Below are 15,905 nucleotides of genomic sequence, written 5' to 3'. Positions count from 1 at the left end.
GCTATCGCAGCCTCGCTAAAGCTCGACATCTCCCACAGGGGTTTCACGTCGTCAGTTAGATCTTCATCCCAAGCCTGATGCGACTGTTTTTTCAACGACCTTGAAAGGGCTGGTTCTTAGGTCAAAAATAAACGTTGCACCGCGTCCTGGCAGATCGACCAAGCCGATAGCCTGCCCGTGCAGTTGCAGAATGCGATGCACAATGCGCAATCCCAGCCCACCATCCCGCCGGGCGCCACCAATGGTGAACGCCCGCAGGAACAAGCCCTCACGCAACTCGGTATCAATTCCCGGCCCGCTGTCGCTGACGGTCACTTCGACCCGATCACCCTTGGGCGCCAGGATGACCTCGATATCGCCATTGACCGGCGTATGCCGCAATGCGTTATCCAGCAAATTGGTCAGTACTCGTTCAATCAGCCCCAAGTCCGCAAACACCGTAGGCACCACCGGCGGCAGGGTGGCGATAAGGGCGATGCCGCGGGCCTGCGCAGTCAATTCGAACTTCTGGAAGATATCCTGCACCAGGTCAGGCAGCGAAAACCCCTCAATCACCGGTTGCACAAAACCATGTTCCAGCCGCACCAGTTCCAGCAATGACTGGGCCAAGCCGCCGACCTTGCGGCTCTGGTCCAGGGCAATCCCCAAATAGCGTCGACGCTCCTCAGGACTCAGGCTGGCATCCTTGAGGGACAGCGTTTCCAGGTAGCCATGCAAGGACGCCAACGGCGTACGCAGGTCATGGGAGATATTGGCCACCATGTCCCGACGTTCCTGGTCCTGGTGGGTGAGGGCGCGCCATTGTTCGCCCAGGCGGTTTTCCATCTGGATGAAGGCCTGGTCCAGCACGGCGATTTCGTCCTGGCTGGACACGGCTGGTGTCACGGCGGTTGAGGTTTTCGGTACACCGTTGATATCAAACTCACCGACTTTCTCGGTCAACTGGCGCAATGGCCGGGTGATCCAGGCAAAAGCGGTCAACCCGGCGAGCAAGCACAGCAACGCCACCAGCGCGATTGACCACAAGGCGATGTTCAGTGCCAGGCTCGTGGCATCCCGGGCATCGAACCGGTCGTGGGCCTCACCCAGCAGTACCACATACAGATAACCGGCCTGCTTGCCGTTGACTCGCAGCGGCGCGGCGCTGAAGACCTTGAGGCCGTCGACACTGCGCGGGTCATCACCGAGGATCGGTAGCATGGCGCCACTGAGGAGGCGGCGGATCGGCTCCAGGTTGACCTGTTCCCGGCGCAGGTGGCCGCTGGGGGCAGCGTTGCCGACGACGCGCCCGTCGATATCCAGCAAGTACACCTCGACACTGGGGTTGACCAACATCAACTGGCTGAACAGATTGCGCACCGCCTCAGGCTTGAGGCCATCGGCGTCCATCAGTTGAGTATCGCGAGCGATGTGAGTCGCCAGGTCGCGGGACAGGCCTTGCACCACTTCCAGCTCATGCATGCGGTTGGAGCGCACTTGCAGCCAGGCCGAGGTGCCGCTGCAGATCAGCAGCAACAGGGCAAATACCAGGGACAGCCGTTGGGTCAGGGTCAATCTCATGGCGGCTGCTCGGCAAATTTATAGCCGCGGCCCCACACGGTGAGGATGCGCGCCGGGTTGGCCGGGTCGGTCTCGACCTTGGCCCGCAGCCGGTTGATGTGGGTATTGACCGTGTGTTCATAGCCCTCGTGGCTGTAGCCCCACACCGCATTGAGCAGGTCCATGCGCGAGAACACTTTGCCGGGTTGGCGGGCGAAGAAATACAGCAGGTCGAACTCCCGAGGCGTGAGGTCCAGGCGTTGGCCATTGAGGCTGGCGTCGCGGGTCAGCGGGTTAATAAACAATGAACCGAGGTCGAGGCTGCCGGCGTCCATTTTCAGGTTCCTGGCCATGGCTTCGACACGGCGCAACAGCGCCTTGACCCGCGCCACCAGCTCCGGAAAGGAAAACGGTTTGGCCAGGTAGTCATCGGCCCCCAGTTCCAGGCCGAGGATGCGGTGCAGTTCGCTGGAACGGGCGCTGGTGATGATGATCGGTGTGTAGCGGGTCATGGCCCGAGCGCGGCGGCAAATCTCCAGGCCATCGACGCCGGGTAACATCAGGTCAAGGATCAGGGCATCCCAGCCGCCTTGCTCCAGCAGGCGCAGGCCTTCGTTGCCGTCGGCGCTGTGGACGACCTCGAACTGTTCGTCCCGCAGGTGCAGGCAAATCAGGTCGGCGATATGGGCGTCATCCTCGACTACGAGGACGCGTTTGGGCTGATCCATTGAAGAAGCCTTTCGGTTGGCAGTCCGCGCATTGTGCGGGTTTTGCAACAGTGTAGTTATCACGAATTGTTTAACTCTGCGTGAGGATTCCGCGACCCGCCAGCGCCTAGGATTAACCATCACTGATGTTGTGGCGAGCGGGCAAGCCCCCCCGCCACAGGTTATCCATCGGCCAAGAAGTAGGAGAAGCTCATGTATTCACGTCGACAGTTGCTGCTGGCCGGCGGTGGCCTTGGGGTCGCGGTGCTGGCGGGTGGCTTGCTGCAGAAGATCAACGCGGCGGGTACGTTGATCTCGCAAGCTGAAGCGGCCGAAAGCTTCGAGGTCAGCCATACGGATGCCGAGTGGCACTCCCTGCTGACGGCAGAGCAGTACGCAATCCTTCGGGAGAGGGGCACCGAACGGCCCTACAGCAGCGCACTGAACGAGGAACACCGCAGCGGTACATTCGCCTGTGCCGGCTGCGGTCTGGCGTTGTTTTCCTCCGCCACTAAATTCGACAGTCACACCGGCTGGCCAAGTTTCTGGCAACCGCTGGACAACGCAGTCGCAAGCCATCGCGACACGTCCTTTGGCATGCAGCGCAACGAAATCTACTGCCGTCGTTGCGGCGGTCATCAGGGCCACGTGTTCGATGACGGTCCACGGCCCACCGGCCTGCGCTATTGCATGAACGGCGCGGCCATGACCTTTGTCGCGGCTTAATTCAATGTCTTCCTATAAGGGTCCATTCCATGTGGCTTCTGGTTCTCGCTTACCTGGGCGGCGTGCTGACGATTGTCAGCCCGTGCATCCTGCCGGTTCTGCCTTTTGTCTTCGCTCGCACCGGGCAGCCGTTTTTGCGCAGTGGTTTGCCGCTGTTAGCGGGGATGGCCCTGACCTTCGCCGTGGTCGCCTCGCTGGCAGCGGTGGGCGGCGGTTGGGTGGTGCAAGTCAATCAGTACGGGCGCTGGCTCGCGTTGCTGTTCGTTGCACTGTTCGGGCTGACGCTGCTGCTGCCAAGGCTGGCCGAACGACTGACACGGCCGTTGGTGGCCGCCGGCAGTCGCCTGTCGGAAGCCGCAGGGGCCGACGCCAAGCCGCGGCCGGGCGCCTCGTTTCTGATCGGCGTGGCCACCGGGCTGCTATGGGCACCGTGCGCCGGTCCCATCCTGGGCTTGGTGCTAACGGGCGCCGCGCTGCAAGGCGCGAGTATCGGTACTACCTTGCTCTTGCTGGCCTACGCCGCCGGGGCTGCGACTTCCCTGGCTTTGGCGTTGCTGGTCGGCGGTAAGGTCTTTGGGCTGATGAAACGCTCGCTGGGCGCGGGGGAATGGCTGCGCCGTGGCTTGGGTGCGCTGATGCTCGCGGGTGTAGCGGCAATTGCCCTGGGCCTGGACACCGGAATCCTGGCGCGGTTATCGACCGCTTCCACTGGTGGCCTGGAGCAAAGCCTGGTTAACCAACTGAGCGCGCCGCCTGCGCAGAAGAGCGGGGCGATGATGATGGCCGCCAACCACAGCGACACCTTGCCGGTAGAAGGCACGCTGCCGTCTCTGGACGGCGCCGTGCAGTGGCTCAACTCCCCACCCCTGACCGCCGAAGCACTGAAAGGCAAAGTGGTGCTGGTGGATTTCTGGACTTACTCCTGCATCAACTGCCTGCGCTCCTTGCCTTATGTGAAGGCTTGGGCCGAGAAATACCGTGATCAGGGCTTGGTGGTAATTGGCGTACACGCGCCGGAATTCGCCTTTGAGCGGGACGTGAACAACGTCACGAAGGCCATGAAGGATTTGGGCATCACCTACCCGGTGGCGATCGACAACAACTACAAGGTCTGGCGCGCGTTCAACAACCAATACTGGCCGGCGCACTATTTTGCCGATGCCAAGGGCCAGATTCGCTACCACCATTTTGGCGAGGGTGATTACGCCGAGTCCGAGCGGGTGATTCAGCAATTGCTACGCGAAGCGGGGGCGACCCAGGTGGCCGGCGGTTTGATCGAGGCCGATGCCAAGGGTGTCGAGCAGGCACCAGACATGAACGAAGTGCAGTCGCCGGAAACCTACCTGGGCTTTCAGCGGGCCGAGCACTTTGTTACCACCGGTACGTTGGCCACCGACAAGGTGGTGAATTACCCGGTGGCCGGCAACCTGGCACTCAATGACTGGACCCTGGAAGGCCAGTGGAACGTCGGCGGCCAGCAAGCCACGTTGGCTGCCGCCCAAGGGCGGATTGTGTATCGCTTTCATGCCCGAGACCTGCACCTGGTGCTGGGGCCGGGTGCGGATGGCAAGCCCGTGCGATTCAAGGTCACGGTTGACGGCCAGGCGCCGGGGGATGCTCACGGTACAGATGTAGCGCCCGATGGCAGCGGTACAGTGACGGATCAGCGCCTGTACCAGTTGGTACGCCAAACGGGGGCGATCAAGGACCGGACGTTCACCATCGAGTTTTTTGATCCGCAGGTGTCGGCGTATGCCTTCACCTTCGGTTGATTGGGAGAAAATATAATGAGATTTTTCAAGTACTTGCCTGTGCTTGCCATCGCCGTCTTTGTTGGCCAATGCGCAGCCTTCTCCCTCGGCCCGGCCGACGACACGGTCGTAATCGCGCCACCCGCCCTGGACACGCCCGCGACTTCAAGCGGTTTGCAAACTGCTGTGTTTGCCGGTGGCTGTTTCTGGGGCGTACAAGGGGTGTTTCAACATGTGCAAGGGGTGAAAAACGCCGTCTCCGGCTACGACGGCGGCGCAGCCACCACGGCTCAATACGACACCGTCAGCGAGGGCAACACCGGGCACGCCGAATCAGTGTCAGTGACCTACGACCCGGCCACTGTCAGCTACGGCAAGTTGCTGCAGATTTTCTTCTCGGTGGCCCATAACCCCACGGAACTCAATCGCCAGGGCCCGGACAGCGGCACCCAGTATCGCTCGGCGATCTTTGCCCAGAATGCCGAACAACAGACAGTCGCCCAGGCTTACATTGCCCAATTGGACGCTACCAAGGCTTTCGGTAAACCGATCGTGACCCGCATCGAGATGGACAAACCGTTCTACCCAGCGGAGTCCTACCATCAGGACTTCCTCACAGAGAATCCGTCCTACCCGTACATCGTGATCAACGACTTGCCCAAAGTGGCGCAGTTGAAAAAACTGTTCCCCGAGCACTATCGAGCCGAGCCGGTACTGGTGAAAAACCAGTAGGCCTCAGCCTTTGGCTTTAGCCAGATAGGGCGCAAGGCGTCGGCCCATCTCTTCGCCCAAAGCCTGTAGCCCACTCAAGGGGCGGATCATCACCTCAAACTCGATGATCTGCCCTTGTTCGTTGAAGCGGATCAGGTCGATGCCCTTAAGCTGTTTGTCGCCGACCCGAGCGCTGAACTCCAGCACGACGCTGAGGCCATCGGCGGTGGCCAGTTCGCGGTGGTATTTGAAGTCTTCGAAGACCTTGAACACGGTGTTGAGGATCATCGCCACCACCGGTGCGCCGGGGTAGGGCGTGTGGGCCATGGGGGAGCGGAACACGGCGTCGGGTGCCAGCAGCTCGGGCAAGGCGCTGAGGTCGGCGCTGGCCAGCATGGCGTGCCAGCGTTGCAGGCTGTGGGCGGCGTGGGGGTTCAGGCTGAGTTCGGACATGGTCTGTTCCTGTTCTTATGAGGACCTGGTCAAGATAAGAGCAGCACCGAAGCGGGATCAATGATCCGAATTGACAGTTATATGCCTTGAACAAACAGTCCAGGCACCATCGGTTCAAAGTGGGAGCGGGCTTGCTCGCGAATGCGCAGTGTCAGTCAAATAGGCATCAACTGACCCACCGCCTTCGCGAGCAAGCCCGCTCCCACACAAGCCCGCTCCTACACGTCAGATTACTTCCAGATACGAACTGTGAATCGCCTGCGCCAACTCCCGCACGGTGTCGATAAACTCCGTCAACCGGCTATGCAGCCCGGCCTCCAGAATCTCATCAATCCCCGTATACCGCAGCCGCGCCTCGAACTCAGCGGCCAGGCGTTGCGCCGTGCGCCCATAACTGCCCGGCAAGTCCGCAAGAATATGACTCAACTCCTCGATGCAGGCATGCAACGAGCGCGGCACATCGCTGCGCAACAGCAGCAACTCCGACACCGATCGGGCATTCAGCGCGTTGGGATAAAGCTCGGTGTAGGCCTCGAACGATGACAAGGCGCGGAGCAGGGCGCTCCACTGGTAATAGCCGCGAGCCGACAGATCACTGACTTCCTCAGACTCCTCGCCAAACATCTCGTACCGCGCATCCAGCAGGCGCAGGGTGTTGTCGGCCCGTTCAACAAACGTCCCCAGGCGAATGAAACGATACGCATCGTTGCGCATGATGGTCCCGGACGTCGCGCCTCGGAACAGGTGCGAGCGCTCCTTGACCCACTCACAGAAGTGGCTGATGCCATGACGCGCCAGGCCGCCGGCGGCGATGCTGCGCATTTCCAGCCAGGTAGCGTTGAGGTTTTCCCACATGTCGGCGGTGATGCGCCCGCGCACCGCGTGGGCGTTGCCGCGGGCGGCACGCAGGCAGTTGTAGATACTGGCCGGGTTTTCTTCGTCCAGGGCGAAAAAGTGCAACATGCGTTCGGCATCCAGTTGCTGGTGACGCTCCAGGTAACTCTCTAGGGTGCCGCTGCTGAGCAACGACATTGCCAGTTCATCCAGCCCGTCGCTGCGCCCGGCCTGGGGCATCAACGACAACGAATAACTGACTTCCAGCATGCGCGCCAGGTTCTCGGCGCGCTCCAGGTAACGGGACATCCAATACAAATCTGCGGCGGTTCTACTCAGCATATTCAGCCCTCCACCACCCAGGTGTCCTTGGTTCCGCCGCCTTGCGACGAGTTGACGATCAATGAACCTTCGCGCAATGCAACCCGGGTCAAACCACCGGGCACCAGGCGGGTTTCCTTGCCCGACAACACGAAGGGCCGCAGGTCGATATGCCGGGGCGCGATGCCGTTTTCGACAAAGGTCGGGCAGGTGGACAGGCTCAAGGTCGGTTGGGCGATGTAGGCGTGGGGTCGAGCCTTGATCCGCTGGCGGAAGTCCTCGATTTCAGCGGCCGTGGAAGCCGGGCCAACCAGCATGCCGTAGCCGCCGGAGCCCTGGGTTTCCTTGACCACCAGGTCCTGCAGGTTGGCCAGGACGTGGGATAGCTCCTCCGGCTTGCGGCATTGGAAGGTCGGTACATTTTGCAGAATCGGCTCTTCATCCAGATAGAAGCGGATCATCTGCGGCACATAGGGGTAGATCGATTTGTCGTCCGCCACTCCGGTACCAATGGCATTGGCCAGCACCACGTTGCCGGCGCAGTAGGCGGCCACCAGGCCAGGCACGCCGAGCATTGACTCGGGATTGAACGCCTGCGGGTCGAGGAACGCGTCGTCAATGCGCCGATAGATCACGTCCACGGCTTTCGGGCCGTCGGTGGTGCGCATGAACACCTTGAGGTCGTGGACGAACAGGTCGGCGCCTTCCACCAGTTCCACGCCCATTTCCCGGGCCAGGAACGCGTGCTCGAAGAATGCGCTGTTGAACCGGCCCGGTGTCAGCACCACGACGTTGGGATTGTCCAGGCGGCTGGAGCTTTTCAGGGTCTTGAGCAGCAGATTGGGGTAGTGGTCCACCGGTGCGATGCGCTGCTTGGCGAACACTTCCGGGAACAGGCGCATCATCATCTTGCGGTCTTCGAGCATGTAGCTGACACCGCTGGGCGTACGCAGATTGTCTTCGAGCACGTAGTAAGTACCGTCGCCGTCGCGCACCAGGTCGACGCCGGAGATGTGCGAGTAGATATCGCGGTGCAGGTCCAGGCCGACCATCGCCTTCTGATAGCCCTCGTTGGCCAGGACTTGTTCGGCGGGGATGATCCCGGCCTTGATGATGCGCTGGTCGTGGTAGATGTCGGCGAGGAACATGTTCAGCGCATTGACCCGCTGGATGCAGCCACGCTCGATGATGCTCCACTCACTGGCGGGGATACTTCGGGGAATGATGTCGAAGGGGATCAGGCGCTCGGTGTCCTGCTCGTCGCCGTACAGGGTGAAGGTGATCCCGGCGCGGTGAAACAGCAGATCGGCTTCACGGCGGCGCTGGGCCAGCAGTTCCGGCGGCGTATTGGCCAGCCAGCGAGAGAACTCTTGATAGTGCGCACGGCAAACGCCTTGTGCGTCATTCATTTCATCAAAGAAAGATCGAGCCATTCCAGTACCTTGTCAGTGCCGGGGGGTGATACCTGGGTTGGCACTGCCGCTTTAAAAAACGCATTTTTATATGAGCCCGTGGCTGATGGTGCCAGTGGGCCTGGTCCTTACTTTCTTTTGGGGTCGGCTCTGGGTCGGGGGGTAACGATTGCTCCTTCAATGGTGAGTGGCGGCAGGGTATTGAAGGGGTAAAGCAATGCCTGTGCCTAAACCGGTCTTGCGCTGCGATAAAGCTGTGGTTTAGGGGGCTTGCATGTGTTGGGCAGCGTAGTGGTCCCTATTTTGGGGCCGCTTCGCGACCCGACGCGGGCAAGCCCGCTCGCCACAACGTTGAAGTGCGCTCCAAGATGGTGCGTCGAACGAACTTGAACTTCGGGCAAGGCCGATTCTTCTAACGATATTCGATCCCGGGAGGACATTTGATCGTGCCCAGAATCATTTCTCCACACACGCCAGAGTCGGCGTTGACTGACCATACCGAGCACACGGCTAAGATTTTCGGCTCGCCCAAGGACCGCCTGGACTTCTACCGGAGGGAGATCCAGTACGAAACCACCATCCTGGCCAACCGCACCGATGCCTACCTCACGGCACAATCATTCCTTGTGATCGCCTTTGTTTCCTGCATGGGCAATCTCAACCCGGAGTGGGGCAAGTTGTTCACTCTGGTGGTGCCGGCGTTCCTGGCGATGCTCGGGGTGCTCAGTTCGCTCAATGCCTGGCCGGGCATTCGCGCCGCCTACGACATCATCGATCACTGGCACTTCAAGCAAAGCCAGCTGCTGCGCAGTGAGCCGGTGATGGGCTTGGCCTATGATGATTCCCCGCTGTTTTGCGAGACCGAGTCATCCCACAAGGGTTATCGCAAATCCTTGCTGTTTTCGGTGCGCACCCCGTGGTTGTTCATGGTGTTCTGGGTGCTGCTGGAGGCTTATGCCTTCTATATCCAGATAGATAACCCTGGCGCCTAGCTAATTGGAATGAACTTCAGCCTCCAGGGCAGCGCCTTACCTTTACGCAGGATGTATTTTTTCAAGGCTCTGCGAAGAGGTGACCATGAGCACACACGATAAAGACGACCCGCAAGTCAGCGGCCGCAATGATCCAGCGATTGACCGTGGTGAGCCCGCCCCCGGCACGGGCGCCGATGCACCGAAGGACCCCAGGCCTGCCCGTGATCCCAAGGCAGCGGAAAACGACTACAGTCCAGACTTCAAGCCCGAGCGTGAGCCCAAGCCGGACACTGATGCCGATATCGATACCCAGGGCGGTTAGAGGAAAACGACATGTCACTTGAGATTGATGAGGATGATGAGCTCAACGACCCGGGCAATGAAGATCCGGGATCACTTATGGATGATGCGGAAGTGCCGCTGAATGATTTGGATGATGTGGGCAATACCGAGGAGGACTAAAGCCATACGCCAGCCTGTAGCCGCTGCCTCGGCAGCGGCTACAGGCTGGAGACATATCTGCTTAACCTGAGCCCGACCTGTTTTAGCTGTAAGCGACACCCTGTGAAATTTACCGTTGAACGAGTGTTCAGTTTCAATTATGTTGACTGCACCCCCTGACTGGCGACAGTCGGGCTTGCGCTTTTTATGATTGAACGAGAGGCACTGGCATGCGGTTTTCACCCTTCGTTGAGAGAATTGCAGGACAGGGCGTTGCGGCCTGGGACATTCACCACGCTGCGTTCGAAGCCAGCAGCAAGGGCGAAGATGTGATCATCCTCAGTGTCGGTGATCCGGATTTCGCCACACCGTCGTTTATCACCGATGCGGCCATCGACGCCCTGCGCCAGGGCGACACCCACTACACCGAAATTTCTGGCCGCCTGGCGTTGCGCGAGGCCATCGCGAAGCGCTACAGCCATTCCCTGGCGCGCTCACTCAACGCTGAAAACGTCATCACGGTTGCCGGGGCGCAGAACGCGTTGTTCGTCACCTCGATGTGCCTGCTGCAGGCGGGTGATGAAGTACTGGTGCTTGATCCGATGTACGTCACCTACGAAGCCACGCTCAAAGCCAGTGGCGCTACGTTGGTGCGGGTACCGTGCTCGGCAGAGTCAGGTTTTCGCCTTGACCCGCAGTTGCTGGCCGCTGCGATTACGCCGCGTACCCGGGCGCTTTTCTTTTCCAACCCGAACAATCCTACCGGCGTAGTACTCAACCGCGACGAGCTCCAGGTGATTGCCGACCTGGCCGTCGCCCATGACCTGTGGGTGGTGGTGGACGAGGTTTACGAAAGCCTGGTGTTCGACGGTGAATACCACAGCCTGGCTGCGCTGCCGGGCATGGCCGAACGTTGCATCGTGATTGGCAGCCTGTCCAAGTCTCATGCCATGACCGGCTGGCGTATCGGCTGGATCATCGCCACCCCGGCGATGGTTGCCCACGCCGAAACCCTGGTGCTGAGCATGCTTTATGGTTTGCCGGGGTTTATCATGGAAGCCGCCCTGGCTGCGGTGTTGGCCCATGACCAAGTCACCCAGGGCATGCGTGAAACCTACCGCCGCCGCCGTGATTTGGTGGTGGCTGGGCTCAGCGGCTGCCCAGGCATCCGTGTGCAAGCGCCCCAGGCCGGGATGTTCGTGCTGGTGGATGTGCGCGACACAGGCCTCAGCTCCCTGGATTTTGCCTGGCGGCTGTTCCGGGAAGCGGGTGTGTCAGTGCTGGATGCGGCAGCATTCGGCGAGCCGGCCCAAGGCTTTGTGCGACTGTCATTCACCCTGGGTGAAGCTCGCTTGGCCGAGGCCTGCCAGCGCATCACCGGGTTTGTTGGCAAGCTGGCGGGGGAGCCACAGGTAGCCCCGATTGCCAAGATCATCGCGCCACAACCCGCCGAAGCCCGCAAGATGATCGAAGTCATCGACCTGCACAAACGCTTCGGCAATATCGACGTGCTCAAGGGTATTTCCCTGACGGCCCACGAAGGCGAGGTGATTTCGCTGATCGGCGCCAGTGGCTCGGGCAAAAGCACCTTGCTGCGCTGCATCAATATGCTGGAAGTGCCGGATCAGGGCAGCATTCATGTCGACGGCGAAAGCATCAAGCTCAACTACGGTCGCCCCGGCGCACCGCTGGTGGCTGACGCCAAGCAATTGGTGCGGATTCGCTCGACCCTGGGCATGGTGTTCCAGAACTTCAACCTGTGGCCTCATCGTACGGTGCTGGAAAACCTGATCGAAGCACCGACCCAGGTCCTGGGCGAAAACCGTGCCGAGGCCATCGAACGGGCCGAAGCCTTGCTCGACCGCGTGGGCCTGGCCGCCAAGCGCAACGAATACCCGGCATTTCTCTCCGGCGGCCAGCAACAGCGCGTCGCCATCGCCCGTGCCTTGGCCATGCGCCCCAAAGTCATGCTGTTCGACGAACCCACCTCGGCCCTCGACCCGGAACTGGTAGGGGAAGTGCTGCGGGTGATTCGCTCCCTGGCAGAAGAGGGCCGCACCATGATCCTGGTGACCCATGAAATGGCCTTCGCCCGGGATGTCTCCAGCAAAGTCGCGTTTCTGCATCAAGGCTTGATCGAGGAAACCGGCTCGCCGGACTCGGTGTTTATCGATCCACGCAGTGAGCGTTGCCGACAGTTCGTCAACGCGCATCAAACTCGCTAACTCCATAAAAAGACGGGGCAAGATCATGACTTCCAAACGACTGGCAAAGTGGTTGAGCAGTGCGGTGTTGATGCTGGCGGCCGGTACGGCGCTGGCGGCGCAGACGCCCATCGTGTTTGCGGTGGCAGCAGAACCCTATCCACCGTTCACCGTGAAGGGTGGTAACGGGCAATGGTCGGGTTTTGAAGTGGACCTGATCCACAAGCTCTGTGAAGGCATGAAAGCCGACTGTCAGATCAAGGAAGTGGCGTGGGACGGAATTATTCCTTCGTTGCTGGCGAAGAAGATCGACGTGATTTTCTCGTCGATGTCGGTCACCGATGAGCGTGAAAAGCAGATTGCATTCAGCCGCGCCTATTACGACTCGCTGCTGGGTGTGGCAGGGCCCAAGGGCGCCGAAGTGGAAATCTCCCCGGCGGGCCTCAAGGGCAAGTTGATCGGTGTGCAGATCTCCACCGTCAGCGCCAACTACCTGAAGAAGTACTACGAGAACATCGCCGACCTCAAGTATTACGACACCCAGGAATCGGCCAATGCTGACCTGATCGCTGGGCGCATCGACTACATGATGGCCGACGACACCGCCATCGCAATGATGGTGAAAACCCCGGAAGCCAAGGACCTGGCCCACATCGCCAGCGTGCCGTACGACCCGATCATCGGCCGTGGCGTCGGTGCCGGCTTGCGCAAGGAAGACACCGAACTTAAAGCCCGGTTGGACAAGGCCATCGGCGAGCTGCTGGTGAGCAAGGACTACGCTGACTTGTCCGAGAAGTACTTCGGCCTGTCCGTCAGCCCCTGCAAACGATCGGACACGCCTGCCTACGTGAGCAAAGTCTGCGACAGTCCCTACGCCCAGTAAGGAAGCCTGAAATGCCGGCGATGTTCGATCTACTCAATTTCAGCGAACAAGGATGGGGTAACGCGCTGCTCAAAGGGTTATGGATGACCCTGCAGATCTCGGCCGGATCGTTTGTGGTCGGGCTGCTGATCGGCCTGGTGGTGGCCTGTGCCAAGCTCAGTGCACCACGCCCGATTGCCTTGGTGATGCGCGGCTACACCACGGTATTTCGGGCGGTGCCCGAGTTGCTGCTGATTCTGCTGCTGTATTACGCAGGTTCCATGGGACTCAACGCGCTGATGCTGTGGCTGGGTTTTGCCCAGGTCAACATCAGCGGGCCGCTGGTGGCGATTCTGGTGCTGGGGCTGGTGCAGGGCGCGTATGCCTCGGAGATATTCCGGGCGGCAATTCTGGCGATTCCACACGGCCAGATCGAAGCCGCACGAGCCTTTGGCTTGAGTGGTTTTGGCCTGTTCCGTCGGGTGACATTGCCGATCATGGCGCCTTACGCGTTGGCCGGCATGTCCAACCTGTGGATCAACCTGATCAAGGACAGCGCGCTGATCAGCGTGGTCGGCACCAATGAGCTGCTGTACACCGCCAAGCAGGCGGCGGGCTCGACCCGGCATTACTTGTTGTTCTACCTCACGGCCGCTGCCTTGTATTACCTGGTGACATTGGCCTCCAACTACCTGTCCGGACGCCTGGAACGACGTATTCGTCGCTGGATGCCCGTGGTCGAGTGAACCCCATGCCAGATTGGATAATTTATTACGCAGGACTGATCGGCAAAGGCTTGCAGACTACCTTGTCGCTGCTGGTAGTTTCCGCAGTGCTGGGCTTTGCCCTGGCGGTGCTGGTGGCGCTGGCTCGTTTGTCTCGGCGCAAGTGGCTGGCACGCTGTGCCGTGGTCTACACCAGTGCGTTGCGGGGAACGCCGCTGCTGATCCAGATCTACATTTTCTACTATGGCCTGGGCAGTCTCTTCGCCCAGTTCCCGCTGATACGTGGCAGTTTCCTCTGGCCATTCCTGCGGGACGGCTATTGGTACATCGTCTTTGCCTTGGTGTTGTCGGTAGGTGCTTATGTGGGGGAAGTGATTCGCGGTGGCCTGCTGGCCGTACCCAAGGGTGAAATGGAGGCCGCTTCGGCCTTCGGCATGACCCCACGCCAGGCGCTGTTGCGGGTGCGCTTGCCACGGGCCATGCGCCTGTTGTTGCCGACCCTGGCGGGTGAGACGGTGATGCTGCTCAAGTCCACCGCCCTCGCATCGACGATTGCCGTGGTCGACCTGCTGGGCGCCGCCAACGTGGTGCGTGCTCAGACCCTACAGATCTACCAGCCGCTGCTGCTGGTGGCTGGGGTCTACCTGTGCCTGACCTTCCTCATCGAGGCCATGTACGCCATTGCCGAACGACGCGGCACGCCGTTGCGCAGGTCCGCGGGATGAACAACGCCGACCGCTCCCTACAAGGGATTGCCCTGTGTTCCCTAGCCTATGCCTTCCTGGCGTTGCAGGACGCCGCGATCAAATGGCTGGTGGCCGACTATTCAGTGTTCACCATCCTGTTCTGGCGCAGCCTCGTGGTGGTGGTCGCTTGTGTGATTGCCGGGCGCCTGGGCTTGTTGCGCCGCGCCTGGCATTCCGGCAGCCGCAAACTGTTGATCGTGCGTGGGCTGCTGTCGTTGCTGGCGTGGTTGCTGTACTACACCGCCGCCAAGGACCTGACCCTGGCGGAAATGACCACCCTGTATTTTTCCGCGCCGATCATGGTCACGCTGCTGGCCGCGCTGATCCTCAAGGAACGTGCCAGTCGCGGGCAGTGGATCTCGCTGGTCATCGGCTTTGTCGGCGTAGTGATTGCCTGCCGGCCCAGCAACATGGTCGATCCGCTGCCGATAGCGCTCACATTGGCAGCGGCCTTGTGCTGGGCTTTTACCTATATCCAACTGCGCCAGGTCGATCCCGGCACTTCGGTGCTGGAGCAGATGTTGATCACCAATGTGGTGTTTGTGATGTGCATGGCGGTGACGTTGCCCTGGACCCACACGCCGTCACCCACGCCAGCCTGGTTGGGCATGTTGGCGGCAGGGTTGGTGGGCGGCATTGGTCAGTTCCTGCTGTTCGCCAGCTTCCGCCGTGCCACTGCAACCTTGTTGGCGCCGTTCGAATACACGGGGTTGATTTGGGCATTCCTGCTATCGAGCCTGATCTGGGGCACCTCGATGGACGTCTCGTTGATCATCGGTGCCGTGCTGATTGCCGTCAGCGGCACGTTGGCCATGCTCAGCGCCCGGCATTCCGAGTCACAGGACGTGGTCGGCGCCGAATGCTCCGTGACGCAGCCCCTGTACCCAGCAGCGACAGATGTGCAGCCCGTTGGCGGGGCTGAAGGTGTCGGGGTTGAGGCACCCCTCGAGCCAGAGTCCGTCGAGCATCGCCGATAAGCCGATGGCAGCCAGGCGAGTGTCGTGGATCACCAAACCTTCGCTGACGGCCAGGTCGTCGAGCAGTTGGCGGATCAGTTCGAGGTAGGCGCGGTAACTTTTTTCATGGGACTCATTCACGTGAGGCGAGTGGCGAATCAAGCTCCAGAACACCACCCACACGCCGAGCAGCTTGGGGTCCATGATCCGGGAGGAAAACGAACCGACCAGGAAAGCATCCAGCCGCGCAGCAGGGCCCTGGACCAGATCGACTTCCTGCCACAGCGCAGCGGTCAGCTCGCTGGCCAGTTTGTGATAGGTCTCGGCGATCAGGGCATCGATGCTACCGAAATGGTGATTGAGCAAGCCCACGGAAACCCCGGCTTGCGCCGCGATCCGCCGTACGGAAATCCCGGCATGACCATCTCGGGCCAAGCTCGTGAGGGTGGCGGCTATCAGCAAGTCGCGGCGCTCGTCGGGGTCGGCACGGCGCAATTTGGGAGGGTCGACAGTCACGGCAATGGCCTTGGAGGAATACCAGAG

16 protein-coding genes and 1 pseudogene are annotated in these 15,905 nt (G+C 60.7%); 11 read left to right on the top strand and 6 right to left on the bottom strand.

What is annotated here, in order from left to right; translation table 11 throughout:
* Nucleotides 1-63 precede the first annotated feature (63 nt).
* Both HKK55_RS10430 and HKK55_RS10425 read right to left on the bottom strand, forming a co-directional pair.
* Complete coding sequence (locus HKK55_RS10430; protein ID WP_237151338.1) at nucleotides 64-1,560, bottom strand: HAMP domain-containing sensor histidine kinase; 1,497 nt, start codon at nucleotides 1,558-1,560, stop codon at nucleotides 64-66.
* Entirely contained in the window at nucleotides 1,557-2,267 is a 711-nt protein-coding gene (locus tag HKK55_RS10425; RefSeq protein ID WP_169354584.1) for a response regulator transcription factor, read from the bottom strand. The genes HKK55_RS10430 and HKK55_RS10425 overlap by 4 nt, the downstream gene beginning before the upstream one ends.
* A gap of 192 nt (nucleotides 2,268-2,459) precedes the next feature.
* Between HKK55_RS10425 and msrB the strand changes: the two genes are divergently transcribed.
* Genes msrB through msrA form a run of 3 tightly spaced genes read left to right on the top strand, consistent with a single transcriptional unit; the run spans nucleotide 2,460 to nucleotide 5,455 of the window.
* Nucleotides 2,460-2,972, top strand: coding sequence for a peptide-methionine (R)-S-oxide reductase MsrB (gene msrB, locus HKK55_RS10420; RefSeq protein ID WP_169354583.1), 513 nt, complete (start codon nucleotides 2,460-2,462; stop codon nucleotides 2,970-2,972).
* 29 nt (nucleotides 2,973-3,001) lie between these two features.
* The gene (locus HKK55_RS10415) at nucleotides 3,002-4,744 is read left to right on the top strand and encodes a cytochrome c biogenesis protein DipZ (protein ID WP_169354582.1); all 1,743 of its coding nucleotides are present in this window, start codon (nucleotides 3,002-3,004) and stop codon (nucleotides 4,742-4,744) included.
* A gap of 15 nt (nucleotides 4,745-4,759) precedes the next feature.
* Entirely contained in the window at nucleotides 4,760-5,455 is a 696-nt protein-coding gene (msrA, locus tag HKK55_RS10410) for a peptide-methionine (S)-S-oxide reductase MsrA (protein WP_169354581.1), read from the top strand.
* A gap of 3 nt (nucleotides 5,456-5,458) precedes the next feature.
* On the opposite strand, the gene HKK55_RS10405 is transcribed toward msrA, so the two are convergent.
* From HKK55_RS10405 to HKK55_RS10395, 3 genes are all read right to left on the bottom strand, one after another.
* The gene (locus HKK55_RS10405) at nucleotides 5,459-5,887 is read right to left on the bottom strand and encodes a nuclear transport factor 2 family protein (protein ID WP_169354580.1); all 429 of its coding nucleotides are present in this window, start codon (nucleotides 5,885-5,887) and stop codon (nucleotides 5,459-5,461) included.
* 225 nt (nucleotides 5,888-6,112) lie between these two features.
* Nucleotides 6,113-7,063: an alpha-E domain-containing protein gene (locus HKK55_RS10400; RefSeq protein WP_169354579.1), complete on the bottom strand. Its 951-nt coding sequence runs from the start codon at nucleotides 7,061-7,063 to the stop codon at nucleotides 6,113-6,115.
* A gap of 2 nt (nucleotides 7,064-7,065) precedes the next feature.
* The gene (locus HKK55_RS10395) at nucleotides 7,066-8,475 is read right to left on the bottom strand and encodes a circularly permuted type 2 ATP-grasp protein (protein WP_169354578.1); all 1,410 of its coding nucleotides are present in this window, start codon (nucleotides 8,473-8,475) and stop codon (nucleotides 7,066-7,068) included.
* Nucleotides 8,476-8,900: 425 nt separating this feature from the next.
* On the opposite strand from HKK55_RS10395, the gene HKK55_RS10390 reads away from it, so the two are divergent.
* The 8 genes from HKK55_RS10390 (at nucleotide 8,901) to HKK55_RS29270 (ending at nucleotide 15,383) form a co-directional block, all read left to right on the top strand.
* The gene (locus tag HKK55_RS10390; protein ID WP_169354577.1) at nucleotides 8,901-9,446 is read left to right on the top strand and encodes a hypothetical protein; all 546 of its coding nucleotides are present in this window, start codon (nucleotides 8,901-8,903) and stop codon (nucleotides 9,444-9,446) included.
* Nucleotides 9,447-9,531: 85 nt separating this feature from the next.
* Complete coding sequence (locus HKK55_RS10385) at nucleotides 9,532-9,750, top strand: hypothetical protein (RefSeq protein ID WP_169354576.1); 219 nt, start codon at nucleotides 9,532-9,534, stop codon at nucleotides 9,748-9,750.
* Nucleotides 9,751-9,761: 11 nt separating this feature from the next.
* On the top strand, nucleotides 9,762-9,890 hold the full coding sequence (locus HKK55_RS29425) for a hypothetical protein (protein WP_272902588.1): 129 nt from the start codon (nucleotides 9,762-9,764) through the stop codon (nucleotides 9,888-9,890).
* A gap of 209 nt (nucleotides 9,891-10,099) precedes the next feature.
* Entirely contained in the window at nucleotides 10,100-12,094 is a 1,995-nt protein-coding gene (locus HKK55_RS29420) for an aminotransferase class I/II-fold pyridoxal phosphate-dependent enzyme (protein ID WP_169354575.1), read from the top strand.
* A 25-nt stretch (nucleotides 12,095-12,119) separates the two neighbouring features.
* Complete coding sequence (locus HKK55_RS10375; protein WP_169354574.1) at nucleotides 12,120-12,956, top strand: transporter substrate-binding domain-containing protein; 837 nt, start codon at nucleotides 12,120-12,122, stop codon at nucleotides 12,954-12,956.
* A gap of 11 nt (nucleotides 12,957-12,967) precedes the next feature.
* Nucleotides 12,968-13,681: an ABC transporter permease gene (locus tag HKK55_RS10370; protein ID WP_169354573.1), complete on the top strand. Its 714-nt coding sequence runs from the start codon at nucleotides 12,968-12,970 to the stop codon at nucleotides 13,679-13,681.
* A gap of 5 nt (nucleotides 13,682-13,686) precedes the next feature.
* The gene (locus HKK55_RS10365) at nucleotides 13,687-14,385 is read left to right on the top strand and encodes an ABC transporter permease (protein WP_169354572.1); all 699 of its coding nucleotides are present in this window, start codon (nucleotides 13,687-13,689) and stop codon (nucleotides 14,383-14,385) included.
* Nucleotides 14,382-15,383 (top strand): DMT family transporter, encoded by a 1,002-nt coding sequence (locus tag HKK55_RS29270; RefSeq protein WP_237151337.1) that lies wholly within the window; start codon nucleotides 14,382-14,384, stop codon nucleotides 15,381-15,383. Before HKK55_RS10365 ends, HKK55_RS29270 begins: the two co-directional genes overlap by 4 nt.
* On the opposite strand, the pseudogene HKK55_RS10360 reads toward HKK55_RS29270, so the two are convergent.
* A pseudogene (locus HKK55_RS10360) lies at nucleotides 15,339-15,878 on the bottom strand (TetR/AcrR family transcriptional regulator); the annotation flags it as partial. The gene HKK55_RS29270 and the pseudogene HKK55_RS10360 overlap by 45 nt on opposite strands.
* Between the last annotated feature and the right edge of the window lie 27 nt (nucleotides 15,879-15,905).

The organism is Pseudomonas sp. ADAK18, assembly GCF_012935695.1.
Classification (GTDB): domain Bacteria; phylum Pseudomonadota; class Gammaproteobacteria; order Pseudomonadales; family Pseudomonadaceae; genus Aquipseudomonas.
Note: the sequence above shows the minus strand (reverse complement) of the source record. Positions and strands in the feature narration are given on the sequence as shown.